The 23,675-nt window shown below is 64.2% G+C and carries 20 protein-coding genes; 15 read left to right on the top strand and 5 right to left on the bottom strand.

Annotated features, from left to right (window positions below; all coding sequences use genetic code 11):
- Positions 1-21: 21 nt before the first annotated feature.
- The 3 genes from FSV73_RS06785 to FSV73_RS06775 all read left to right on the top strand — a co-directional run bounded on the left by FSV73_RS06785 (position 22) and on the right by FSV73_RS06775 (position 2,813).
- The gene (locus tag FSV73_RS06785) at positions 22-1,395 is read left to right on the top strand and encodes an SIR2 family protein (RefSeq protein WP_145005734.1); all 1,374 of its coding nucleotides are present in this window, start codon (positions 22-24) and stop codon (positions 1,393-1,395) included.
- Positions 1,396-1,405: 10 nt separating this feature from the next.
- Entirely contained in the window at positions 1,406-1,645 is a 240-nt protein-coding gene (locus tag FSV73_RS06780) for a DUF2498 family protein (protein WP_186309171.1), read from the top strand.
- A gap of 205 nt (positions 1,646-1,850) precedes the next feature.
- The gene (locus FSV73_RS06775) at positions 1,851-2,813 is read left to right on the top strand and encodes an SIR2 family protein (RefSeq protein ID WP_145005727.1); all 963 of its coding nucleotides are present in this window, start codon (positions 1,851-1,853) and stop codon (positions 2,811-2,813) included.
- Positions 2,814-3,282: 469 nt separating this feature from the next.
- On the opposite strand, the gene FSV73_RS06770 is transcribed toward FSV73_RS06775, so the two are convergent.
- The 3 genes from FSV73_RS06770 to FSV73_RS06760 all read right to left on the bottom strand — a co-directional run bounded on the left by FSV73_RS06770 (position 3,283) and on the right by FSV73_RS06760 (position 5,068).
- A complete protein-coding gene (locus FSV73_RS06770) occupies positions 3,283-3,903 on the bottom strand; it encodes a LysE family translocator (protein ID WP_145005724.1) in 621 nt (206 codons plus the stop codon).
- Between the two features lie 95 nt (positions 3,904-3,998).
- Entirely contained in the window at positions 3,999-4,487 is a 489-nt protein-coding gene (locus FSV73_RS06765) for a hypothetical protein (RefSeq protein ID WP_145005721.1), read from the bottom strand.
- Between the two features lie 215 nt (positions 4,488-4,702).
- Positions 4,703-5,068 carry a response regulator gene (locus FSV73_RS06760; RefSeq protein ID WP_186309170.1) on the bottom strand — a complete coding sequence of 122 codons (366 nt, stop codon included), beginning with the start codon at positions 5,066-5,068 and terminating at the stop codon, positions 4,703-4,705.
- A gap of 263 nt (positions 5,069-5,331) precedes the next feature.
- Between FSV73_RS06760 and FSV73_RS06755 the strand changes: the two genes are divergently transcribed.
- The 4 genes from FSV73_RS06755 (at position 5,332) to FSV73_RS06740 (ending at position 11,278) form a co-directional block, all read left to right on the top strand.
- Positions 5,332-6,936, top strand: coding sequence for a histidine kinase famiy protein (locus tag FSV73_RS06755; protein ID WP_145006211.1), 1,605 nt, complete (start codon positions 5,332-5,334; stop codon positions 6,934-6,936).
- Between the two features lie 228 nt (positions 6,937-7,164).
- On the top strand, positions 7,165-8,658 hold the full coding sequence (locus tag FSV73_RS06750; protein ID WP_145005715.1) for an ATPase domain-containing protein: 1,494 nt from the start codon (positions 7,165-7,167) through the stop codon (positions 8,656-8,658).
- Complete coding sequence (locus FSV73_RS06745; RefSeq protein WP_145005712.1) at positions 8,655-10,757, top strand: ATP-binding protein; 2,103 nt, start codon at positions 8,655-8,657, stop codon at positions 10,755-10,757. The genes FSV73_RS06750 and FSV73_RS06745 overlap by 4 nt, the downstream gene beginning before the upstream one ends.
- Positions 10,758-10,792: 35 nt before the next feature.
- Complete coding sequence (locus FSV73_RS06740; RefSeq protein WP_145005709.1) at positions 10,793-11,278, top strand: GNAT family N-acetyltransferase; 486 nt, start codon at positions 10,793-10,795, stop codon at positions 11,276-11,278.
- A gap of 613 nt (positions 11,279-11,891) precedes the next feature.
- Here the strand turns inward: FSV73_RS06740 and codA are convergent.
- Positions 11,892-13,133 (bottom strand): cytosine deaminase, encoded by a 1,242-nt coding sequence (gene codA / locus FSV73_RS06735; RefSeq protein ID WP_145005706.1) that lies wholly within the window; start codon positions 13,131-13,133, stop codon positions 11,892-11,894.
- 10 nt (positions 13,134-13,143) lie between these two features.
- Complete coding sequence (codB, locus tag FSV73_RS06730) at positions 13,144-14,406, bottom strand: cytosine permease (protein WP_145005703.1); 1,263 nt, start codon at positions 14,404-14,406, stop codon at positions 13,144-13,146.
- Between the two features lie 199 nt (positions 14,407-14,605).
- Between codB and FSV73_RS06725 the strand changes: the two genes are divergently transcribed.
- From FSV73_RS06725 to FSV73_RS06690, 8 genes are all read left to right on the top strand, one after another.
- Entirely contained in the window at positions 14,606-15,523 is a 918-nt protein-coding gene (locus FSV73_RS06725) for a 3-hydroxyacyl-CoA dehydrogenase family protein (protein ID WP_145005700.1), read from the top strand.
- Positions 15,520-16,962 (top strand): sigma-54 interaction domain-containing protein, encoded by a 1,443-nt coding sequence (locus FSV73_RS06720; RefSeq protein WP_145005698.1) that lies wholly within the window; start codon positions 15,520-15,522, stop codon positions 16,960-16,962. The genes FSV73_RS06725 and FSV73_RS06720 overlap by 4 nt, the downstream gene beginning before the upstream one ends.
- Positions 16,963-17,321: 359 nt before the next feature.
- A complete protein-coding gene (locus FSV73_RS06715) occupies positions 17,322-18,716 on the top strand; it encodes a GntP family permease (RefSeq protein ID WP_145005695.1) in 1,395 nt (464 codons plus the stop codon).
- Positions 18,717-18,727: 11 nt separating this feature from the next.
- A complete protein-coding gene (locus tag FSV73_RS06710) occupies positions 18,728-19,480 on the top strand; it encodes a 3-hydroxybutyrate dehydrogenase (RefSeq protein WP_145005691.1) in 753 nt (250 codons plus the stop codon).
- A gap of 19 nt (positions 19,481-19,499) precedes the next feature.
- Positions 19,500-20,201: a CoA transferase subunit A gene (locus FSV73_RS06705; RefSeq protein ID WP_145005688.1), complete on the top strand. Its 702-nt coding sequence runs from the start codon at positions 19,500-19,502 to the stop codon at positions 20,199-20,201.
- Position 20,202: 1 nt separating this feature from the next.
- Positions 20,203-20,829 carry a CoA transferase subunit B gene (locus FSV73_RS06700; protein ID WP_145005684.1) on the top strand — a complete coding sequence of 209 codons (627 nt, stop codon included), beginning with the start codon at positions 20,203-20,205 and terminating at the stop codon, positions 20,827-20,829.
- A 14-nt stretch (positions 20,830-20,843) separates the two neighbouring features.
- Complete coding sequence (locus FSV73_RS06695; protein WP_145005681.1) at positions 20,844-22,025, top strand: acetyl-CoA C-acetyltransferase; 1,182 nt, start codon at positions 20,844-20,846, stop codon at positions 22,023-22,025.
- A gap of 194 nt (positions 22,026-22,219) precedes the next feature.
- The gene (locus FSV73_RS06690; RefSeq protein WP_145005678.1) at positions 22,220-23,641 is read left to right on the top strand and encodes a short-chain fatty acid transporter; all 1,422 of its coding nucleotides are present in this window, start codon (positions 22,220-22,222) and stop codon (positions 23,639-23,641) included.
- Positions 23,642-23,675: the final 34 nt, after the last annotated feature.

Here is a 23,675-nt window from a genome sequence, read left to right as displayed (position 1 = left end):
AAGCCAAAAGGAACGGAAGCCATGAGTTACACCAAGTACCAAGATGAGGTAAGAGCGGACATTTTGAATGTCTTTGGTCAAGCCGCTTGCCAGCCAATCTTATTCGTAGGTTCGGGATTCTCAAAAAGATACATAGGCGCCCCTAACTGGGAAGAGCTCTTAAAGACTCTAGCTCAGCGATGCCCACTAATCGTTCAAGACTTTGCATATTACAAACAAAAGCGAATGTCCTTCATTGAAATAGGCTCCCTTTATTCGGAAAGTTACAGAGAATGGGCATGGACAGACGGCAAGGAAAACTTCCCACAAGAGCTATACTCAGAGCAACATGCAGCTGACAGTTTCATAAAGTATGAAACCGCTCGGATAATCTCAGAGCTGGAGCCAAAAGATATCATCGAGAGCTGCGCAGAAAACCTACGGGCTGAGCTCCAAGCACTTAGGGCGATGAGCCCTCACGCCATTATAACTACCAATTACGATCAGACCCTTGAGCACCTATTTCCCGAATATGAAAAGATCGTAGGCCAACAGCTCTTAACGAAACCGTACCTTTCTGTGGGAGAGATTTTCAAGATACATGGATGCAGCTCAACGCCAAGCTCAATTGTTCTTACGGCTGAAGACTATCTAGATTTCGAAAAAGACAAACGTTACCTCAGTGCCAAGCTCCTGACTTACTTTGCTGAACACCCTTTACTTTTTGTAGGGTATAGCGCAAATGATCCTAATGTGAAAAGTGTGCTTTACGACGTCAGTCGAATGTTCAAGGCCGCTCAAGAAACAATGCCTAATATTTATATACTTGAGTGGGACGACTCTATCACCGATGAGAGCTATCCCGCCAGGGACCGAATCCTAAATGTGGCTGACGGCGTGAATATTCGGATAAAAAGTATTACTGCAAAATCATTCAGCTGGGTGTTTGAAGCTTTCGGAAATAATGGAGCAATCGACAAGATAAATGTAAAACTCCTACGCGCTCTAATGGCCCGCACGATAAACCTAGTACGCCGGGATATTCCGACAAAAAGAATTGAAGTAAATTTTCAAACCCTAGAGCACGCTGTTGATAGCGATGAGAATTTCGCCAAGATTCTTGGTATTACTACACTTGACGGCGCTGCCAATATAAACGCGCAGTACCCATACACCCTTCAACTTGTAGCTGAAAAGCTTGGTTATCCGACTTGGCACAGGGCTAACAAACTAATTGAACTTCTGTGCGAAATGACCGGCTTCGACATGAAAGAGTCGGACAATCCATATCACTTCAAGCTCAAGACAGGAAAGGGTGACAACAGCTTTACAAGGAAGTATTCCGACGCAACGGTAAACGTCCTAGATAAGCTTCGGAAAGGTGAACCCTTCAAACTTTCCGAAGGATGCGTATAAGGAAAAACGAGTGAAAAATTTCAAAACAAAAGACGAACTGATAGCAATTGCTAACAAAGAGCTGCGAGCGGACCCCTCCTTCATACCGGGAATGGAAATCTACAATGCCCGAATGGAGAAACATGTTTTAGTCATGGAAGGGGAAATGTTTTTCGAAAATCAAAGTCCTACTGCGAAAACGCTTAAGTCGTTTGATATATACAACAAGATCGCCGAAAAGCTTTCAAGGATTTATTCGATCAAAGATTGACAATTTAACGAATAGCAACCACGGCCGTCTTTCAAGAAACACTACAACCAAATCTATCGTTTGAAAACAGCAACCCCCACAAAGAAACCCTAAATCCTTATTGCACACCAGAGACTCAGCGGCTTTAAATCGAAGAATCCACTAAGGATTGAGCCCCGAAACTTAGGATTGCACAAGAGATTTCAAGGAATACAGGATCGCAAATATGCCAAGGAAGCTGATTATTTTTGGCAATGGATTGGGCATGGCGACAGACCCTATCCATTTCAATCTTACTAACGCCATCCGTGACGTCTGGGGGATGCCTAACGTATTGAACGAACATCAGAAAACACTGATTTGCAGATGTACAGGACAGCAAGACCAGCATCCCGCAGGAGAAGAAGATCTCGGAATACTCCATCAAGCGGTCGCAGCATGCAAAGTCCTAAACGATATTGGGCCAAATGATATACACTGGCTATCTCCAGAAGGGCAGGAATTTCCGGAAGCAATATCAAAATTCATCCATAAAATTGCTACCCGCCTTCATAACTATGACGGCCCCACAAACTGGGACTTTTTTGATTCATTAGCAAACTTTGTAAGAAGCACACGCAGCCATATTGCCACGCTCAACTACGACAGACTTATCTATTCCCATTTTATCGACGCAGGAATTCTATCTGGATATAGTGGAACGTTGGTCGACGGAATTTTAAACTCCGGTTTTGCGCAGGAAAATCTAGAGCGGCGACGGGGCAGGGATTTTGGATACTATTTACACCTTCACGGCTCCCCCTTATTCATGGAGCACCTAGAAACAATCTATAAATTGCAACGCCATGAATTAAATTTGAACATGGATAGATTTGGATCTCACCTAGTTCTAACGCATGTTAAATATAAAAGCTCTGTCATAAATAGCTCACCAATCCTATCGACCTATTGGAACTATCTTTTTAAGTGCCTAACCGAAGTTAATGAAATTTTACTTTTCGGTTATTCTGGTTGCGATGACCATCTCAACCTGATCATTTCCAACAACGCCACTGGAAAAAGAATCAAAATCATAGAATGGGCTGGCAATGGAAACCAGCAGATGAGAGCATGGTTTTGGCACCAGAAACTGAATACTGACGTAGAGATTGACCACCTCGAAAATATCACAAGCTTTAGAGACTGGTAGCCATAAACTATATACAGCCGACCGCAATAGCCCAGTCAATAAGTTTGACGCCTATACAAGGCAGCAGGCCAAAATCGCCAACCCGTTAATTTGTGATTAGACAGCTCACTCTGTCTGATTTCCTTATGCCCAGTGCTCCGCCTGCGAGAATCCTGTCGAATGAGGCTGAGATCCATCACTACCTTACCTGCATACGTCCTTGGCTATCTTCCCCTTAAATATGAGTAGAGCAAGAAGCGACAGAGATACCAACGCTCAAATCGACCTTGGCTTGACCATGTATGCCTACGTGTATGCTGGCGTTCTTGATCCTTGACGAAATTCAGGTACAGAGCGGGCTGCAGCGCCTTGTATTGACGTAGTCGCTCGACCAATTGGATCCGCAAGGATCACCCCAAGGCCCGCCTAGTGCGGGCCTTGTCGTTTCTGGCGTTCGCTTCGGCTATCCGAAAAGCAAGCAGGCCTCCCCCTACCGCCGACTCAACGCCAGCTTCGCGGCGAACAGCAGAAAGACCACCCCCGTCGTCCGATCCAGCCAGCGGATCACCGCAGCCTTGCGCAGCGCCTCGCCCAGTGAGCGGGTGGCGCCGATCAGCGTGAGCGACCAGAGCAGGCCCAGCACTACGTGGATGGCGACCAGGCCGAAGGTCCAGGCGACCAGGGGTTGGCCGTGGGGAATGAATTGCGGCAGGAAGGAGACGTAGAAGATGCCGACCTTGGGATTGAGGACGTTGCCCAGCATGCCCTTCAGGAACCAGTTGGACGGGTTGTCCTGCTCCGCCCCGTCGCTGGCGAAGCCGGTGCGAGGGTGCAGCAGCAGGTTCAGCCCCAGCCAGGCGAGGTAGGCGGCGCCGCAGTACTTGAGCAGGGTGTAGGCCAGTTCCGAGACGGCCAGCAGGGCGCCCAGGCCGAAGGCGACGGCGGCGCCCCAGAGCAGGCAGCCGGCATTGATGCCCAAGGCCGCGCGCCAGGCCTGGGCGCGGCCTTCCACGGCGGCGGTACGCAGCACCAGGGCGGTATCGAGGCCCGGGGTGATGGTCAGCAGCGAGGCGGCCAGGGTGAAGGCCAGCAGATTCTCGGCGAGGGGCATGCGGGGCTCGTTTCGTCATGGACGATGAAACGTTAGCACGGTATGCCGACCGGCCCCACCCGCCAGGCTGCCTTGGAGCAGCCTGGCGTTAGCCCTCAGCCCGCGGCGCGGAAGGCCGGCTCGTTCTCGGCGATGTAACGCGCTGCGGCGCGGCGCGCATCGATCTGGAAGGCGTGGGAATGGCGATCGACGATGCGCTCCAGCGTACCGCGCGGGATGCCGTCGGCTTCGAAGTCGGTGCGGCAGAGCAAGGCGCCGGCGTGGCAGACGTTGCGCTCGACCGCCTCGATCAGGCCGCCAGCGCGCACGCTCTTGACGATGTTATGGGGCAGCCGGCGACTCCGCCGCAACGCGGCGGTGGCGGTGGTCAGCACCTCGAGGATCTCATCTTCCAGGGGGCTGAAGGGGCCACTGCCGAGTTTGCACTTCTGTTGCAGGTAACGCCGGGAAAGCAGATGCCCCTGCCGCTCCAGGGCGTTCCGGGCAGCCATGTCCAGGCGTCCGCGACTTTCCAGGCTGCGCTCCAGCGCGATGAGGAATTCCCAATCGGAGATCTGGTTGATCTGGGTGATGACTGCGTCCATGAAGCGCTCCTTGCCAGTCGTTTATAGATGGCACATTGATAGCGTTCAGCGACTTTGGTTCCCTTCCCGCGGGCCCTGCCGACGGACGTCATATCATTTTGCCAGGTGCGCCTGGCATTGGCCGACGAGCGGCATAAAAGCGCGGTATAGACGGTTTGGCGTGGAGAAGCCTCAGGAGCCTTGCAGGGAGCTGGGCCCCTGGGCGAGCTCGGGCCTCAGCGACGAGGAAGGAGGCTTTCCACCAGTTGCCGAAGATCGGCGACGCCCCAGGGCTTGGGCAGGAAGGCGGCGCGGCGCGGCAGCACGGCGAGGTCCTGGTCGATGTAGCCGGAAATGATGATGAAGGGCACCGTTGGCCAACTCACGGCGGCCAGCTGGGCGAACGCCAGGCCGTCGAGCATGCCGGGCACGTTGACGTCGGCGATGACCAGTTTGGTCTCGCTGCCGCGGCTGTCCATGTGCGCCAGGGCGTCGTCGCTGGAGGCGACGGCCACCACGTCCAGCCCCTGTTCGGTGAGCAATTCGGTCAGCAGCTCGCGCTGGCTCAGATCGTCTTCCAGAACCAGAATTTGTCTTTGCATTTCAAGGCTTCTCGACTTCATCGCAGCTCTGACAGCGGATGCTCAGGTGGTTCTCCCCGAACCTCCTTAACGGTCGCTCGGGGCGGGTGAATGGTACGCTGGCAACTGGCCGCCAAAGCCAGGCAGCGCCTGGCTTTGGCGGCGCCCAGGGGCTGTTCTAGACCCGCTCGAGTGCGATGTGGATGAAGTTTTTCCGCCGCTTGGCTGTCTGAGTCTCAAGACAGCAATTTTGCCGGCGCAAGGATCCCGCACCCGTGAGCCAGATGCCCCCCTCCCGCAAGGCGCGAGTAGACAACTCGGCGACCGGCGATATTTCCCACCAGGGCAAGAATATCTTCTTCGCCGCGGTGGAGACCACACGCATGCCGATGCTGGTCACCGATCCTTCGCAACCCGACAACCCGATCATCTTCGCCAACAATGCCTTCGTCGACATGACCGGCTACCAGGTGGACGAACTGCTCGGGCGCAACTGTCGCTTCCTGCAGGGGCCGGAGACAGATCGCTCGGTGGTCAACGACATCCGCGAAGCGGTCGAGCAGGAACGCGAGATCTCGGTAGAGATCATCAACTACCGCAAGGATGGCTCGTCCTTCTGGAATGCGCTGTTCGTCTCGCCGGTCTACAACGATGCCGGCGAACTCACCTATTTCTTCGCCTCCCAGCTGGACGTCAGCCGTCGCCGCGACGCCGAGGATGCCCTGCGCCAGGCGCAGAAGATGGAGGCGCTGGGCCAGCTCACCGGCGGTATCGCCCACGACTTCAACAACCTGTTGCAGGTGATGATGGGCTATATCGACATCATCCAGCGCACCGCGGAAAAACCCAGCTTCGACCAGGAGCGCATCGTCCGCAGCGCGACCCACGCCAAGTCGGCGGCCGAGCGCGCCAGTACCCTCACCCAGCAACTGCTGGCCTTCTCGCGCAAGCAGAAGCTCGAAGGCCGGGTGCTCAATCTGAACAACCTGATCCGCACCTCCCACGAGCTGGCCGAGCGGACCCTGGGCGACGTGGAGATCCGTACCCAGCTGGACGCCGGATTGTGGAATTGCCGCATCGATCCGACCCAGGCCGAGGTGGCGCTGCTCAATATCCTGATCAATGCCCGGGATGCCCTGGCGGACCGACCGCAGCCCAGCGTGGGCATCGAGACGCGCAACGTCGAGGTGCGCGAGCTGGCCAACATGTCCTATGACGGCCTCATGCCCGGGCGCTACGTCAGCCTGGCGATCACCGACAATGGCCAGGGCATGCCCGCCAGTATCCGCGACCGGGTAATGGACCCCTTCTTCACCACCAAGGAAGAAGGCAAGGGCTCGGGGCTGGGGCTGTCGATGGTCTATGGCTTCGCCAAGCAGTCCGGCGGCACGGTGCGCATCTATTCGGAAGAGGATGTCGGCACCACCATCCGGCTGTACTTCCCGGTGGACGACAGCCATATCATCCACCAGCAGGCGGAACAGCGCTCGGAACGCCGCAGCGGCACGGAACGCATCCTGGTGGTGGAAGATCGCCCGGACGTCGCCGAGCTGGCCAAGCTGGTGCTGGAGGACTATGGCTACACCGCCCGGATCGCCTTCAACGCCAGCGAGGCGCTGCGCATCCTGCGGGAAACCGAGCAGGCCTTCGATCTGGTGTTCACCGACCTGATCATGCCCGGTGGCATGAACGGCGTGATGCTGGCGCGGGAGGTGAAGCGCCTGCACCCGCAGACCAAGATCCTGCTCACCACGGGCTATGCCGAGAATTCCCTGGAGCGAACCGACATCGGCGGCTCGGAATTCGATGTCATCTCCAAGCCCTATATCCCCAACGATCTGGCACGCAAGGTACGCCGGGTGCTGGACGGCCCGAACGGCATCGCCTGAAGACGGCGACGACGCGAGCCGCTACGCCAGGGTGGCCTGGCGCCCGCGACGGTATTAGACTGACGATTAATGTGGAGCGAGTCGTGCACTCCACTTGCCCCGCCCCATCCTCCGGCCTGGCTCCATCGCTTGCTGCCCGTCGTCGCCCCTTGCACCTCCAGGCGACGGGCCCCGACGGCAGGTATCAGCTACCCTTTTCGTCATCGACGCCGTGAGGTCCGGTCACCCATGAATTCCCCCAGCCAGGCAATTATCGCGACCGGCAATGCCGGTCTGGACGGGGTCCTGCGCGGTGGCCTGCCGAAAGATCGCCTCTACCTGCTGGAAGGCACCCCAGGCTCGGGCAAGACCACCCTGGGCCTGCAGTTCCTCTTCGAAGGGGTCCGCCAGGGCGAGTCGGTGCTCTACATCACCCTCTCGGAAACCAGCGAAGAATTGCAGAGCGTGGCCGAGTCCCACGGCTGGAGCCTGGAGGGCGTGCACCTGTTCGAGTTGTCCGCCGCCGATGCGGTCCTTGGCGGCGCGCAGGAGCAGACCATCCTGCACCCCTGGGAGTCGGAACTGGGCGACACCATCGAGCTGATCCAGGCGCGGGTGGACGAGCTCAAGCCCAGCCGCCTGGTGTTCGACAGCCTGTCCGAGATGCGCCTGCTGGCGCAGGATCCGCTGCGCTATCGGCGCCAGGTGCTGGCGCTCAAGCATTTCTTCGCCGGGCGTGGCCTCACCGTGCTGTTGGTGGATGACCTGACCACCAATGGCGGCGAGCGCGACAATCACCTGCACAGCCTCTGCCATGGGGTCCTGACCCTGGAACGCCTGACCCTGGACTTCGGCGCCGCGCGCCGGCGCCTGCAGGTGCAGAAGCTGCGCGGCGTGGACTTCATCGCCGGCTATCACGATTTCACCATCCAGCGTGGCGGCCTGGAAGTCTATCCGCGCATGATAGCGGCGGGACGCCACCAGGACTTCGCCGGCGAACCCGTAGCCAGCGACATTCCCGACCTGGACGCGCTGCTGCATGGCGGGCCCCTGCGTGGCACCAGTACCCTGATCACCGGTCCCGCCGGTACCGGCAAGACCACCCTCGCCCTGCAGTACGTGGTAGCCGCCTGCGCCCGGGGCGAGCGCTGCGTCATCTATGAATTCGACGAGCGCATAGGCACCCTGCTGAAGCGGGCGGAAAGCATGGGGATGCCGCTGCTGCGCCATATCGAGGAGGGCCTGCTGGTGGTCCACCAGATCGATCCCGCCGAGCTCTCTCCCGGCGAATTCGCCTGGCGCGTGCGGCGGGACGTCGAGGAAAACGACTGCCGCATGCTGGTACTGGACAGCCTCAACGGCTACCTGGCCGCCATGCCGCAGGAACAGCAGCTGATCCTGCAGATGCACGAGCTGCTCTCCTACCTGAGCCAATCAGGGGTGGTGACCTTTCTCCTCAATCCCCAGCATGGCCTGGTCGGGTCGATGACTACCAATCTCGATATTTCCTACATCGCCGACACCGTGGTGCTGATCCGCTTCTTCGAAGCCCACGGGCGCCTGCGCAAGGCGATTTCCATCCTCAAGCACCGCGGTGGCGGGCACGAGGATGCGATCCGGGAATTGCGCATCGACACCCGCGGAATCCGAGTGGGCCAACCCCTGGTGGAATTCCGCGGCGTCCTGACCGGTACGCCGGAATACTTCGGTGCCACGCAACCCCTGATGGAACAGCGCGATTGACCGACACAGCTGCGCCGTCCTGCGAGCTCATCATCTGCGCCCCGCTACGGGGTGACGCAGCCAGCCTGCAACGGCTGTTCACCCAGGGTTACCACACCCGCTACCTGGCCAGCCTCGACGAGGTGGCGGCCGCCCTGGGCGACGAGACCGGGATCATCGTGTTCACCGAGGAAGCCCTGCGGCAGAACATGGGCGCCCTGAGCGGGGCGCTGGAGCGGCAGCCGACCTGGTCGGACATCCCGCTGGTGCTGCTGGCCTCCGACGCCAAACGCTCGGGCCGGGGCAACCATTTGCTGCGCCGGCAGTTGCCCGCGGCGGCGACCAACGTGGTCATCCTGGAACGCCCCCTGAGCGGCGCGTCCCTGCTCAGCAGCGTCGCCGCCGCCTGGCGTTCGCGGCTGCGCCAGTTCGAGATGCGTGATCGCCTCAGCGAACTCGCCCAGGAGCGCGAGCGTATGCAGACGCTGCTGGAGAACCTGCCGGTCGGGGTGTGCTTCATGGACGGCGAGGGCCGCACCCTGGTCAGCAACCCCTTCTACGAACAGCATGTACCCGGCCAGCGCATCCCCTCCCGACAACCCCGGGAAGCGGCGCGCTGGGCAGCGCTCGACAGTGCCGGACAGCTGCTGCCACCCGATCAGTTCCCAGGCGCGCGGGCCTTGCGGGGTGAGCGGGTCAGGGGCCAGGACTTCTACCACACCACGGCCGACGGCGCGGAATCCTGGCTGCGGGTGAGCGCGGTGCCCCTGCATGACGACGCCCAGCAGATCATCGGAGCGACCACGGTGATCGCCGACATCAGCGACGAGAAGCGCGCGGAACTGGCCTTGCGCCGCTTCAACGAAGAGCTCGAGTCCCAGGTGCAGGAGCGCACCCGGGCCCTGGCGCTCACGCTCAGCGAGCTGCAACGGGAAAGCGCCGAGCGCAGTCGCGCCGAGGAGCAGCTGCGCCAGTCGCTGAAGATGGAAGCGGTCGGTCAGCTCACCGGGGGGATCGCCCACGACTTCAACAACATGCTGACCGGGGTGCTGGGCGCCCTGGACCTGATGAGGATCAAGGGCAAGGGCCAGCTGGCGGGCCTGGAGCGCTACATGGAGGCGGCCCAGCAGTCGGCGCACCGGGCGGCGGCCCTCACCCAGCGCCTGCTGGCCTTCTCGCGCCGGCAGTCGCTGGAATCGCGGCCGATGTCCGCCAACGAACTGATCCTGGCGCTGCACGACCTGCTGCAACGCACCGTCAGCGAGCAGATCGCGGTGACGCTGGAATTGGGCGTCGACCTGCCCTGGATCCTGGCCGATGCCAACCAGCTGGAGAACGCCCTGCTCAACCTGGTGATCAATGCCCGCGATGCCATGCCGGATGGCGGCACCATCACCCTGGCGACCTCCCTGGTGACCTGCAGCGAACAGGGGCCCGAGGACGACGCCCTGGCCCCGGGCGACTATGTCTGCATCGAGGTCCGGGACACCGGGACCGGCATCCCGGAGCGCTTGCTGGACAAGGTGCTCGAACCCTTCTTCACCACCAAGCCCCAGGGCCAGGGGACGGGCCTGGGCCTGTCGATGGTCTATGGCTTCGCCCGGCAGAGCAACGGCCGCCTGACCCTCGCCAGCGATGCGACGGGGACGCGGATCGGCGTCTACCTGCCAACGGCGGAGCAGCGACGCGAGTCGCCACGAACCGCACCTAGCGAATTCACCCCGGGTGCCGGGGAGACCATCCTGCTGGTGGAAGACGACGATGCCGTGCGCCTAGTCAACCAGGAGGCGCTGGAAGCGCTCGGCTATCGGGTCTGGAGCGCGGCCGAAGCCAAGGCGGCGCTGCGCCTGCTGGAGCAGATCCCCCAACTGGACTTGCTGGTGACCGATGTCGGCCTGCCGGGCCTGAATGGTCGCCAGTTGGCCGAGGTGATCCAGCAACTCAGGCCGCGGCTGCCGGTGCTGTTCCTGACCGGCTATGCCGAGGGCGCCCTGAGTAGGACGGCCTTCCTGGGTGGTAACATGGAGCTCATGACCAAGCCCTTCACCCTGGACCAGCTGGCCGCGCAGGTGGCCGCCATGCTGTCCGGGTCAGCCCAGCGGACGCCGGCGCCTTCCTGACGTCGTCCGCGCACCTTCGACTCAGCAAGGACCCTATGACTGCCCAGATCCGCCCCGCCCGTCGCGCAGACGCGGCCCGTATCCATGCCCTCATCGTCGAACTGGCGGACTACGAGAACGCCGTTCATGAAGTGCTGGCCAGTCCCGCGCAGATCGAGGCGACGCTGTTCGCCGCCGATACGCCGACCCGCGCCCTGGTCGCCGAGCACGAAGGCGTGGTGGTGGGCTACGCCGTATATTTCTACAGCTATTCCACCTGGCTGGGCCGCAACGGCATCTACTTGGAAGACCTCTATGTGAGCCCCAGCGCCCGCGGCACCGGCCTGGGCAAGGGCCTGCTGCGCGAACTGGCCCGCGAGGCGGTGGCCAACGACTGCGGCCGCCTGGAATGGAGCGTGCTGGACTGGAACACCCCCGCCATCGACTTCTACGAAAGCCTGGGCGCCGAGGCCCAGAGCGAATGGGTACGCTATCGCCTGGATGGCGCGGCGCTGCGGGATTTCGCCGAAAGCGGCCGGTAGGCGCTGGTAGGTTGGGTTGAGCGCAGCGAAGCCCAACGGGGTGGGATGCGGCATAGGTAATGGCAGCAGCGGTTGTGGCGATCCGCTGCTGCCAGGGGACGCCAATCGCGGCCATGGGCCGCTCCTACAGATTCCGACTCCCCTGTAGGAGCGGCCCATGGCCGCGATCAGGCAGTTGCTCCAGGTACCGCCGTAGGTTGGGTTGAGCGCAGCGAAGCCCAACATTGCCTCTGGCACCGGCCATGTTGGGCTTCGACGATGAAGCCGTCTCAACCCAACCTACGCGGATCGGGGCCATGCCGGCAGTAGCGTGGAAAACGGCGCAGCCTTTTCCGCTGATGGACTTCGTGGCGAGGCGCGCCCTCACCCCAACCCTCTCCCGGAGGGAGAGGGGGCTGTCCGAACAGGAGTCGTAGCGTGGAATATGGCGTAGCCTTTTCCACTGATGGACTTAGGCATGGGGCGCGCCCTCACCCCAGCCCTCTCCCGGAGGGAGAGGGGGTTATCCGAGCGAGTAGCGGGCTGGTTGGCGGTCCTGCAACATCGCCTTCGACCATCGCAACCCATACCAGTAGCAGCGGTCGCTACGGTGCACCGGCATGACCGCGAACCGTTACGCGTCGGCCAACTCCACCTGCGCCGGCCGGCGCTGCATCAGCACCTTGCCGTGGCGGATGGAATACAGCGGCAGGCCCTGGCTGCGGACCATCTCGTAGTCACTGTCGGCCGAGAGCACCAGCAGGTTGGCCGGCCGCCCCTCTTCCAGGCCGTAGCGATCGCCTAGGCATAGGGCCTTGGCGCTGTTGACCGTGACCAGGTCCAGCGCCGATTGCAGGTTGCGGTAGCCGAGCATATGGCAGATGTGCAGCCCCGCCTCCAGCACCCGCAGGATGTTGCCGTTGCCCAGCGGATACCAGGGATCGACGATGGAATCCTGGGCGAAGCAGACGTTGAGGCCGGCCTCCAGCAACTCGTTGACCCGGGTCACCCCGCGGCGCTTGGGGAAGCTGTCGAAGCGGCCCTGCAGGTGGATGCTCTCGGTCGGGCAGGAGATGAAGTTGATGCCCGCGTGGGTCAGCAGGCGGAACAGCTTGGCGCAGTAGGCGTTGTCGTAGGAGCCCATGGCCGTAGTGTGGCTGGCGGTGACCCGCGAACCCATGCCGCGGCTACGCGCCTCCTCGGCCAGCACCTCCAGGAAGCGCGAGTGGGGATCGTCGGTCTCGTCGCAATGGACGTCCACCAGGCAACCAGTGCGTTCGGCCAGGTCCATGAGGAATTTCACCGAGCTCACGCCCTGGTCGCGGGTGTACTCGAAGTGCGGGATGCCACCGACCACATCGGCGCCCAGGCGGATGGATTCCTCCATCAGCTCGCGCCCGTTCTTGAAGGACTCGATGCCCTCCTGGGGAAAGGCGACGATCTGCAGGTCGATCAGGTGGCGGGTCTCCTCGCGCACCTCCAGCATGGCCTTGAGCGCGGCGAGGGACGGATCGGTGACGTCCACGTGGGTGCGCACGTGCTGGATGCCATGGGCGGCCAGGGCGCGGATGGTGCGCGTGGCGCGGGTCTTGGTGTCTTCCTGGGTGATGGTGGCCTTGCGCTCGCCCCAACATTCGATGCCTTCGAACAGGGTGCCGCTCATGTTCCAGCGCGGCTCGCCGGCGGTGAGGGTGGCGTCGAGGTGGATGTGTGGTTCGACGAAGGGCGGCACCACCAGATTGCCGGCGGCGTCGATATCGTCGGGCCCTACCGCCGGCGGCATCAGCTGTTCGGCGATGGCGGCGATGCGCCCCCCTTCGAGGCGGATGTCGTACAGGCCTTCGCGGTCACGCAGGCGGGCATTGAGGATGCGCATGGTCGATCTCCTAGAGCGAGGCGGTTGCGGTCGCGCGACCACGAGTCAGTCCATTGAACACCCCATAGCTCAGCGCCGCCACCCCGATGCCCACCAGGGGCGCCACCCAGGGCGAGCCGAAGGCGGCCACGGTGCCCAGGCCATAGGCGGCCAGGCCTGGCCAGTGGTAATGCGGCAGGCGGGCCTCGGCGAGCAGCGGATAGCGGCCGCGATGACGCAGCCAGTAGTCGGCGACGATCACCCCACCGATGGGTGGGATCACGGTGCCGAGCAGTACCAGGTAGGGCACCAGCAGGTCGTACATGCCCAGCAGCGCCAGGGCGGTGCCGATCAGGGCACCGGCCAGGGTCACCGTCTTGCGGCGGTCGGTGCGCACCAGGTTGCAGCCGGCCACGGCGAAGTTGTAGATGGTGTTGTCCTGGGTGCTCCAGATGTTGAGCAGCAACATGGCCAAGGCGGCGGTGGCGAAGCCCTGCAGCATCAGCACCTCCACCACGTCGGGTTGCTGGTAGACGATGGCGCCATAGGCGCCGATCAGCACCATCAGGCCGTTGCCGATGAAGAAGCCGATCAGGCTGGCCAGTACCGCCACCCGCGTGGAGCGGGCGAAGCGGGTCCAGTTGGTGGCCTGGGTGGCGCCACTGACGAAGGTACCGAACACCAGGGTGATGGCGGTGGACAGGTCAAGGCTGGCGCTGGGCTGGATCGCCAGCAGGCCGTCCAGGCCGCCGGCCTTGAGGGTCGTCACGCTCATCGACAGGATCAGCAGCACGGCCATGGCCGGCACGGCGATCCAGGAGAAGATTTCCAGACCGCGGTAGCCGACATAGGCGGTGGCGCAGAAGCCCAGGCCGAACACGGCCATCAGCGCCAGCACCGCGCCCTCCTCCAGGCCGAAGTACTTGCCCAGCACCACCGCGGCGGTGGCGGTACCCCAGGCGTACCAACCGATCTGGGTGAAGCCGAGGATGAGGTCGCAGAGCTTGCTGCCGCGCTCGCCGAAGGCGAAACGCCCCATGAGCACCGAGTTGAGACCGCTCCGGCAGGCGATATGGCCGAGGGCGGCGGCATAGAGACCCAGCAGCAGGTTGCCGAGGGCGATCACCAGCAACAGGTCGGCGAAGCCGAAAGCCACGCCCAGCTTGCCGCCAGCGAACATGGTGGCGGTGAAGAAGGTGAACCCCAGCAGCACCATGGCCAGGGAGGCCAGGCCCTTGCGGGCGTGGGGCGGGACTTCGCTCAGGGGATAGTCGTTGCCGGCGGCATTGCTCATGACGGACTCCTCGGGATGGGCGTGGCTGTCCTGTAGCAGTGCCCGTGCCAGGCGTCGCCGAGGGGCATGGCAGAGCCTTTCGTTCGGCCGTGGCCCAGGCGCCAGGGCCCGCCCATGGTGCAAGGCCGGCCCCTGTGCCTTGGCCGGGGGCGGTCAAGTGTGAGACGGTTGCCGCGGCTGTCTCTCAAGGATAAGAATCATGACCACGCCTCGCCTCGCCGTCCTGGGTTCCGGTCTCATGGGCATCGGTATCGCCGTGCACCTCGCGCGCCATGGCCATGCCGTGCGCCTGCAGGACGTCGACCCCGCCCGCCTCGCCGAGGTAGCCGCCACCGCGCGCACCCTGCTCGCCGAGCTGGAGGAAGCCGACATCGCGGTGGACACCGAGGCGGTCATTGGCCGTCTCACCACCACGACCGAGCTGGCGGAGCTCGCCGACTGCGACCTGCTGTTCGAAGCCGTGCCCGAACGCCTGGAGCTCAAGCACCGCCTCTACGCCCAGCTCGAGGACGTGCTGCGGCCCGATGCCCTGATCGCCAGCAATACCAGCGGCCTGCCGCCGGACGAGCTGGCCGCCCCGCTGCGCCATCCCGAGCGGCTGCTGATCGCGCACTTCTGGAATCCGCCGCACTTCATCCCCCTGGTGGAGCTGGTGCCCGGCACGGCCACCCTGCCCGCCCACCTGGACGCCGTGCGCCTGCTACTGGAAGCCGCCGACCTGGAAGCCGTGGTGTTGCAGCGGGCCATTCCCGGTTTCGTCGGCAATCGCCTGCAATTCGCCCTGCTGCGCGAAGCCCTGCACATCGTGCAGAGTGGCGCGGCGGATGCCGACACGGTCGACCGGGTGATGCGTGCCTCCCTGGGGCGCCGCTACGCCATGGTCGGTCCCTTGGAAGCCGCGGACATGGGTGGGCTGGATACCTTCCGCGACATCGCCCGCCACCTCTGGCCGACCCTGGCGCGGGATGAATCCCCATTACAGGTCCTAGAAGACCAGGTAGCAGCCGGCCGTACCGGGCTGCGCAGCGGCGCGGGCTTCTACGACTGGGACGCGGCGCGCCGCGAACGTATCGTCCAGCGGCGCCTGCACCAGCTGCGCCATGCGCTGAAGCCATGAGCGCCACGCCACCCGGCCTGCCGGGCCTGGACGACTATGCCGGCATCCGCCAGCGGGCGATCCGCTCGCTGTTCGAGATCATCGAGCAAACCAGCAATGGTACGGTGATCGTCGACCGCGAGGCGCGCATCGTCTGGATCAACCAGAGATACGCCCAGCACTTCGGCCTGCCGGATGCCGCTGCCGCCATCGGCCAGCCGGTGGAACAGATCATCCCCCACAGCCTGCTGCGCGAGGTGGCGCGCAACGGCCAGCCGATCCTGCTGGACATGCTGGAGACTCGCAGCGGCCCCCTGGTGGTGATGCGCCTGCCGATCCATACCGACGAGGGCGAGTTGATCGGCGCCATCGGCTTCGCCCTGTTCGACCAGTTGCAGCAACTGGCGCCGCTGGTGACCCGCTACCTGCGCATCCAGGAAGAGCTGGCCACCACCCGCCGCTCGCTGCAGCACGCGCGCACCGCCAAGTACGGCTTCGGCCACTTCGTCGGCAGCGGTCCGGCCAGCCTGGAGGTCAAGCGCCGTGCCCGCCGCGCCGCCGCCAGTGCTGCCGCGGTGCTGTTGCTGGGCGAGACCGGCACCGGCAAGGAGCTGCTGGCCCATGCCATCCACGGCGCCTCGCCGCGGGCCGGGCGGCCCTTCGTCAGCATCAATGCCGCGGCCATCCCCGAGAGCCTGCTGGAAGCGGAATTCTTCGGCACCGCGCCGGGTGCCTTCACCGGTGCCGAGCGACGCGCCCGCCCGGGCAAGCTGCAGATCGCCCAGGGCGGCACCCTGTTTCTCGACGAGATCGGTGACATGCCGCTGGCCCTGCAGGCCAAGCTGCTGCGGGTGCTGCAGGAAAAGGAATACGAACCGCTGGGCTCCAACGAGGTGCTGGCGTGCGACGTGCGGATGATCGCCGCCACCTCGCGCGACCTGGAGGCCGCGGTGGCCGAGGGGCGTTTTCGCGCCGACCTCTACTACCGGCTCAACGTCCTGCCGATCCGCATCCCGCCGCTGCGCGAGCGCCTGGACGACCTGGCGGTACTGGCCGAAGCCATCCTCGATGGCCTGCCCGCCGTGGCCGGGCAGGCCGCTGCCGAACTCACCGCCGACGGCCTGGCCCTGCTGCAGCGCCAGCCCTGGCCCGGCAACGTGCGTGAATTGCGCAACGTGCTGGAACGCGCCGTGCTGCTGGGTGACGACAGCCAGTTAGATGCCACGGCGCTGGCGGAGGCCCTGGGCGTCGCCCCGGCTACACCGACGACGCCCGAAGCGGTCAGCCATCCTAGCGGAGAAACCTATGCCGCCGCGCGCCAGCGCTTCGACCGCGAACTGCTCCAGTCAACGCTGGCCGCCTGTGGTGGCAAGGTGGACGAAGCCGCCCGCCGCCTGGGGTTGGGGCGGTCGACGTTGTACAAGAAGCTGGTGGCGCTGGGGCTGACGTCTCTCAATTGAGACAAGTCTATAGATAGAGACTTAACTGTAAGAGCGGCCCATGGCCGCGATTGGCGATCTATCGCGGCCATGGGCCGCTCCTACAAAATCCTGACCGTAGGTTGGGTTGAGACGGCTCTATCGTCGAAGCCCAACACTGCCGAACTTGGGCTGATGTTGGGCTTCGCCGCGCTCAACCCAACCTACGGGGTCCAGCTTTTGAGACAACTTGTCGGCAAATGGCAACGGTCAAAATAAAAAATCATAAAAAACAATAACTTAATAATCTGGCACGGTTCTGGCTCCTGTGTTTGGGCGATTCATGCATCGCCCCTATAACAACAAGAACCGCTTCGCCTGGCGAAGCTCTAGGAGAAGCCATGAGTGTCCTGATCGCACTCGCCGCCCTGGCGCTGCTGATGTTCGCCGCCTACCGGGGTTTCAGTGTCATCCTCTTCGCCCCCCTCGCCGCCCTCGGCGCCGTCCTGCTCACCGACCCTTCCGCCGTGGCGCCCGCTTTTACCGGGGTGTTCATGGACAAGATGGTGGGCTTTCTCAAGCTGTACTTCCCGGTCTTCATGCTCGGCGCCCTGTTCGGCAAGTTGATCGAGTTGTCGGGCTTTTCCCGCGCCATCGTCGCCGCGGCCATCCGCCTGCTCGGACGCGAGCGGGCCATCCCGGTGATCGTCGCGGTCTGCGCCCTGCTCACCTATGGTGGTGTCTCGCTGTTCGTGGTGGTCTTCGCCGTCTATCCCTTCGCCGCCGAGATGTTTCGCCAGAGCGACATCCCCAAGCGGCTGATCCCGGCGACCATCGCCCTGGGCGCCTTCTCCTTCACCATGGACGCCCTGCCCGGCACGCCGCAGATCCAGAACATCATCCCCACCAGCTTCTTCCAGACCACGGCCTGGGCCGCACCCTGGCTGGGCCTGGCCGGCTCGCTGTTCGTCATCGCCGTGGGCCTGACCTACCTGGAGCGCGCCCGGCGCCAGGCCCGGCGCGACCAGGAAGGCTATGCCAGCGTACCACTGCGCAACGAACCCGAGACCGCCGCCGACCTGCCGCTGCCCAATGCCTGGCTGGCCCTGGCGCCGCTGGTGCTGGTGGGCGTGCTCAACGGGCTGCTCACCCGCTGGATTCCCGACTGGTACGGTGCCACCAGCACCCTGGCATTGCCCGGCATGGCCAAGCCCATCACCCAGGAGGTCGCCAAGCTGACCGGCATCTGGGCGGTGGAAGGGGCGCTGCTGGCGGGCATCCTGCTGGTGCTGGTCACCGGCTTCGGCGCCATCCGCGGCCGCCTGGCCGAGGGCAGCAAGACCGCGGTGTCCGGCGCCCTGCTGGCCGGGATGAACACGGCCTCCGAATACGGCTTCGGCGCGGTGATCGCCGCCCTGCCCGGCTTCGTGCTGTTCGCCCAGGGGCTCAAGGCCATTCCCGATCCGCTGATCAACGAGGCAGTGAGCGTGACCCTGCTGGCCGGCATCACCGGCTCGGCGTCCGGTGGCATGAGCATCGCCCTGGCCGCCATGAGCGACACCTTCATCGCCGCCGCCAATGCCGCCGGCATCCCCCTGGAGGTGCTGCACCGGGTGGCGGCCATGGCCAGCGGCGGCATGGACACCCTGCCGCACAACGGCGCGGTCATCACCCTGCTGGCAGTGACCGGCCTCACCCACCGCGAAGCCTACGGTGGCGTGTTCAAGATCACCCTGATCAAGACCGTGGCGGTGTTCTTCGTCATCGGCCTCTACTACCTGACCGGACTCGTCTAAGGAGACAGCCCATGGACCTCACCGGCAAGACCGCCCTGGTCACCGGCTCCACCAGCGGTATCGGCCTGGGTATCGCCCAGCGCCTGGCCGCCGCCGGCGCCACCCTCATCCTCAACGGCTTCGGCGATCCCGCGCCAGCCCAGGCGAGCCTGCCCGGCCGCAGCGGCTTCCACGGCGCCGATCTGTCCCAGCCGGAGGAGATCGAAGACCTGTTCGCCTACGCCCAGCGCGACTTCGGCGGCGTGGACATCCTGGTCAACAACGCCGGCATCCAGTACGTGGCGCCGGTGGAGGACTTCCCCGTGGAGCGTTGGGACGCGGTGATCGCCCTCAATCTTTCGGCGGTGTTCCACACCACCCGCCTGTCGCTGCCGGGCATGCGCGAGCGCGACTGGGGCCGTATCGTCAACATCTCCTCGGTGCATGGCCTGGTGGCCTCCACCGGCAAGGCCGCCTACGTGGCCGCCAAACATGGGGTGGTGGGCCTGACCAAGGTCACCGCCCTGGAGACCGCCCGTACCGGCATCACCTGTAACGCGCTCTGCCCGGGCTTCGTGCTCACCCCACTGATCCAGCAGCAGTTGGACAGCCGGGGCAGCGACCCGGACCAGGCCCGTCGCAACCTGCTCAGCGAGAAGCAGCCATCGCAGGAATTCGTCACCACCGCGCAACTGGGCGAACTGGCGCTGTTCCTGTGCAGCGATGCCGCTGCCCAGGTGCGCGGCGCCGCCTGGACCATGGACGGCGGCTGGACCGCCCAATAATCGACCCGAGGATCTACCCATGAACAAGCTCTATCCCAACGCCGCGGCCGCCCTCGACGGGCTGGTGCGCGACGGCATCACCCTGGCCGTGGGTGGCTTCGGCCTCTGCGGCATCCCCGAGGCACTGATCGCCGCGCTGCGCGACACCGGCGCCCGCGAGCTGACCGCCATCAGCAACAACGCCGGGGTGGACGGCTTCGGCCTCGGCCAGCTGCTGGAGACCCGGCAGATCCGCAAGATGATTTCCTCCTACGTGGGCGAGAACAAGGAATTCGAGCGCCAGTACCTGGCCGGCGAACTGGAACTGGAATTCACCCCCCAGGGCACCCTGGCCGAGAAGCTGCGCGCTGGTGGCGCGGGCATCCCGGCGTTCTATACCCGCACCGGCTACGGCACCCTGGTGGCCGAGGGCAAGGAGGTACGCGACTTCAATGGCCAGCCCCATGTGATGGAGCTGGCGCTGACCGCCGACGTGGCCCTGGTCAAGGCGCAGCGCGCCGACAAGGCCGGCAACCTGGTCTTCAACAAGACCGCGCGCAACTTCAATCCGCTGTGCGCCATGGCCGGTCGGGTCTGCGTGGCCGAGGTGGAAGAGCTGGTGGAAGTGGGCGAGCTGGATCCGGACCAGATCCACCTGCCCGGCATCTTCGTACAGCGCCTGGTGGTCAACGCTACCCCCGAGAAACGCATCGAAAAACGCACCCTGAGCGAGGAGAAGTAAGATGGCCTGGACCCGCGAACAGATGGCGCAACGCGCCGCCCGGGAGCTGCAGGACGGCTTCTACGTCAACCTCGGCATCGGCTTGCCGACCCTCGTCGCCAACTACATCCCCGCCGGCATGGACGTCTGGCTGCAATCGGAAAACGGCCTGCTCGGCATCGGTCCCTTCCCCACCGCCGAGACGGTCGATCCGGACCTGATCAACGCCGGCAAGCAGACCGTCACCGCCCTGCCCGGCAGCAGCTATTTCGACAGCGCCGCCAGCTTCGGCATGATCCGCGGCGGCCATGTGAACCTGGCCATCCTCGGCGCCATGCAGGTGTCGGAAAAAGGCGACCTGGCCAACTGGATGATCCCCGGCAAGATGGTCAAGGGCATGGGCGGCGCCATGGACCTGGTGGCCGGCGTGCAGCGCGTGGTGGTGCTGATGGAGCACACCGCCAAGGGCGCCCACAAGATCCTGCCGGCCTGCGACCTGCCGCTGACCGGCGTCGGCGTGGTCGACCTGATCATCACCGACCTGGCCGTGCTGGAGGTCGCTGAGGGCGGCCTCCAGCTGGTGGAGCTGGCCGAAGGCGTCAGCCTCGATGAACTGCGCGCCGCCACCGGCGCCCCCATCCAGGCCTGAAGGGAGACCTAGTCATGCAAGACGTCGTCATCGTCGCCGCCACCCGTACCGCGGTCGGCAGCTTCCAGGGCTCCCTGGCCAATGTCCCTGCGGTGGAACTGGGCGCCACCGTCATCCGCGCCCTGCTGGAGCAGACCGGCGTGGCTCCGGCGCAGGTGGATGAGGTCATCCTCGGCCAGGTGCTCACCGCCGGCGCCGGCCAGAATCCCGCCCGCCAGGCGGCGGTCAAGGCTGGCCTGCCCCACGAGGTACCGGCCCTGACCCTGAACAAGGTCTGCGGCTCCGGGCTCAAGGCGGTGCAGCTGGCGGTCCAGGCGATCCGCTGCGGCGACGCCGAGATCGTCATCGCCGGTGGCATGGAGAACATGAGCCTGGCGCCCTATGTCTTGCCCAAGGTGCGCAGCGGCCTGCGCCTGGGCCATGCCGAGCTGGTCGATTCCATGATCAGCGATGGGCTGTGGGATGCCTTCAACGACTACCACATGGGCCAGACCGCGGAGAACCTGGTGGAGAAGTACCAGATCAGCCGCGAGGCCCAGGACGCCTTCGCCGCCCGCTCCCAGCAGCGCGCGGCGGCGGCGGTGGAATCCGGGCGTTTCCGCGAGGAGATCACCCCGGTGCTCATCCCCCAGCGCAAGGGCGAGCCCCTGGCGTTCGCCACCGACGAAGGCATCCGCGCCGACACCACCGCCGAAGGCCTGGCCCGGCTGCGGCCGGCCTTCGCCAAGGACGGCAGCGTCACCGCCGGCAACGCCTCCAGCCTCAACGACGGCGCTGCCGCGGTGCTGGTGATGAGCGCGGCCAAGGCCGCCGCCCTGGGCCTGACGCCGCTGGCCCATATCGCCGCCTATGCCAGCGCCGGGGTGGACCCGGCGATCATGGGCATCGGCCCGGTCTCGGCGACCCGCAAGACGCTGGAGAAAGCCGGCTGGCAGCTGGCTGACCTGGACCTAATCGAGGCCAACGAAGCCTTCGCCGCCCAGGCCCTGGCCGTGGGCCAGGAGCTAGGTTGGGATGATGACAGGGTCAACGTCAACGGCGGCGCCATCGCCCTGGGCCATCCTATCGGTGCCTCGGGTTGCCGCGTACTGGTGACCCTGCTCCACGAATTACGCCGCCGCGAGGGACGCCGGGGTCTGGCGACCCTGTGCATCGGCGGTGGTCAGGGTGTGGCCCTGGCGGTGGAGCGGCGGTAGCCACCCGTAGGTTGGGCTGAGCACAGCGAAGCCCAACGATCCCGACCTAGCCCCTCATGTTGGGCTTCGACGATGGAGCTGTCTCAACCCAACCTACGTCTCGATGCGCAAAGTCCCAACGCGTGGAAAAGGCTGCGCCGTTTTCCACCCTACGTTTGTTTATCCCCTAAAGAACAACAACAAAAGGATCCACCATGAGCTCAACCCCTTCCCGCGATTCGCGCAGCGCGCGCTTCGCCCTGGCCTGTTCCAACTGGGCCGAGCGCTGGTTTCCCGATTCCTGGGTGTTCGCCGTGCTCGCCGTGGCCGTGGTGGCCCTGGCCGCCCTCGGCATGGGCGCGCCGGCGGCCAAGACCGCCAAGGCCTTCGGCGACGGCTTCTGGAGTCTGATTCCCTTCACCATGCAGATGGCCTTCGTGGTCATCGGCGGCTACGTGGTAGCCAGCTCCGGGCCGGCGGCGCGGCTGATCGAGCGCCTGGCGCGGGTGCCCCGTACCGGACGTGGCGCGGTGTGCTGGGTGGCCCTGGTGGCCATGCTCGCCTCCCTGCTCAACTGGGGCCTGAGCCTGGTGTTCGGCGGCCTGCTGGTGCGCGCCCTGGCGCGCCGCGAAGAACTCAAGATGGACTACCGCGCCGCCGGTGCCGCCGCCTACCTGGGCCTGGGCGCGGTCTGGGCGCTGGGGCTGTCGTCCTCGGCGGCGCAGTTGCAGGCCAATCCGGCCAGCCTGCCGCCATCGATCCTGGCCATCACCGGGGTGATTCCCTTCAGCCAGACGCTGTTCCTCTGGCAATCCGGCGCCCTGCTGCTGGTGCTGCTGGTGGTCTCGGCGGTGATCGCCTATGTCACGGCACCGGGGCCGGACAGCGCCCGTGACGCCCGCGCCTGCGGCGTCGACGTCACCCCGGCGCCCAAGCCGGCCGCGAAGCCGACCCGTCCGGGGGAATGGCTGGAATACAGCCCGGTGCTGATCATCCTGCTGGTGCTGCTCGCCGCCGGATGGCTGGTGCAGGAATTCGCCAGCAAACCGGCCATCGAGGCCATCTCCGGGCTGAACACCTACAACCTGCTGTTCATCACCCTGGGCGCCCTGCTGCACTGGCGACCGCGGCACTTCCTCGACGCCGTGGCCCGCGCCGTGCCGGCCACCACCGGAGTGCTGATCCAGTTTCCGCTGTACGGCTCCATCGCCGCCATCCTGACCAAGGTCACTGGCGCCGACGGCCAGACGCTGGCGCACCATATCGCGGCATTCTTCACCCAGATCGCCACCCACGACACCTTCGCCCTGCTGATGGGGGTCTATTCGGCGCTGCTGGGCTTCTTCATCCCCTCGGGCGGGGGCAAATGGATCATCGAGGCGCCCTACGTGATGCAGGTGGCCAACGACCTGCAGTATCACCTGGGCTGGGCGGTGCAGATCTACAACGCCGCCGAGGCGCTGCCGAATCTGATCAATCCGTTCTACATGCTGCCGCTGCTGGGCGTGCTGGGGCTGAAGGCGCGCGACCTGGTCGGCTTTTCCTTCGTGCAGCTGCTGGTCCATGCACCCCTGGTGCTGGTGCTGCTGTGGCTGTTGGGGGGAACGTTGGCCTATCTGCCGCCGGTACACCCGTAGCTCGGGTGGGGCGCAGACGCTGAAGCGGGAGGGG

Origin of the sequence: Pseudomonas oryzihabitans (genome assembly GCF_007665395.1) — a bacterium.
Lineage (GTDB): Bacteria > Pseudomonadota > Gammaproteobacteria > Pseudomonadales > Pseudomonadaceae > Chryseomonas > Chryseomonas psychrotolerans_C.
This window is presented reverse-complemented; position numbering and strand designations above follow the sequence as displayed.

What these genes read in the sequence shown, in the direction of transcription:
- FSV73_RS06755 (WP_145006211.1), top strand. Translation starts at nt 5,332, where the DNA reads ATGCCCCCCTCCCGCAAGGCGCGAGTAGACAACTCGGCGACCGGCGAT.
- FSV73_RS06740 (WP_145005709.1), top strand. Translation starts at nt 10,793, where the DNA reads ATGACTGCCCAGATCCGCCCCGCCCGTCGCGCAGACGCGGCCCGTATC.
- FSV73_RS06770 (WP_145005724.1), bottom strand. Translation starts at nt 3,903, where the DNA reads ATGCCCCTCGCCGAGAATCTGCTGGCCTTCACCCTGGCCGCCTCGCTG.
- FSV73_RS06760 (WP_186309170.1), bottom strand. Translation starts at nt 5,068, where the DNA reads ATGCAAAGACAAATTCTGGTTCTGGAAGACGATCTGAGCCAGCGCGAG.
- FSV73_RS06705 (WP_145005688.1), top strand. Translation starts at nt 19,500, where the DNA reads ATGAACAAGCTCTATCCCAACGCCGCGGCCGCCCTCGACGGGCTGGTG.
- FSV73_RS06690 (WP_145005678.1), top strand. Translation starts at nt 22,220, where the DNA reads ATGAGCTCAACCCCTTCCCGCGATTCGCGCAGCGCGCGCTTCGCCCTG.
- FSV73_RS06765 (WP_145005721.1), bottom strand. Translation starts at nt 4,487, where the DNA reads ATGGACGCAGTCATCACCCAGATCAACCAGATCTCCGATTGGGAATTC.
- FSV73_RS06725 (WP_145005700.1), top strand. Translation starts at nt 14,606, where the DNA reads ATGACCACGCCTCGCCTCGCCGTCCTGGGTTCCGGTCTCATGGGCATC.
- codB (WP_145005703.1), bottom strand. Translation starts at nt 14,406, where the DNA reads ATGAGCAATGCCGCCGGCAACGACTATCCCCTGAGCGAAGTCCCGCCC.
- FSV73_RS06785 (WP_145005734.1), top strand. Translation starts at nt 22, where the DNA reads ATGAGTTACACCAAGTACCAAGATGAGGTAAGAGCGGACATTTTGAAT.
- FSV73_RS06750 (WP_145005715.1), top strand. Translation starts at nt 7,165, where the DNA reads ATGAATTCCCCCAGCCAGGCAATTATCGCGACCGGCAATGCCGGTCTG.
- FSV73_RS06775 (WP_145005727.1), top strand. Translation starts at nt 1,851, where the DNA reads ATGCCAAGGAAGCTGATTATTTTTGGCAATGGATTGGGCATGGCGACA.
- codA (WP_145005706.1), bottom strand. Translation starts at nt 13,133, where the DNA reads ATGCGCATCCTCAATGCCCGCCTGCGTGACCGCGAAGGCCTGTACGAC.
- FSV73_RS06695 (WP_145005681.1), top strand. Translation starts at nt 20,844, where the DNA reads ATGCAAGACGTCGTCATCGTCGCCGCCACCCGTACCGCGGTCGGCAGC.
- FSV73_RS06720 (WP_145005698.1), top strand. Translation starts at nt 15,520, where the DNA reads ATGAGCGCCACGCCACCCGGCCTGCCGGGCCTGGACGACTATGCCGGC.
- FSV73_RS06715 (WP_145005695.1), top strand. Translation starts at nt 17,322, where the DNA reads ATGAGTGTCCTGATCGCACTCGCCGCCCTGGCGCTGCTGATGTTCGCC.
- FSV73_RS06710 (WP_145005691.1), top strand. Translation starts at nt 18,728, where the DNA reads ATGGACCTCACCGGCAAGACCGCCCTGGTCACCGGCTCCACCAGCGGT.
- FSV73_RS06700 (WP_145005684.1), top strand. Translation starts at nt 20,203, where the DNA reads ATGGCCTGGACCCGCGAACAGATGGCGCAACGCGCCGCCCGGGAGCTG.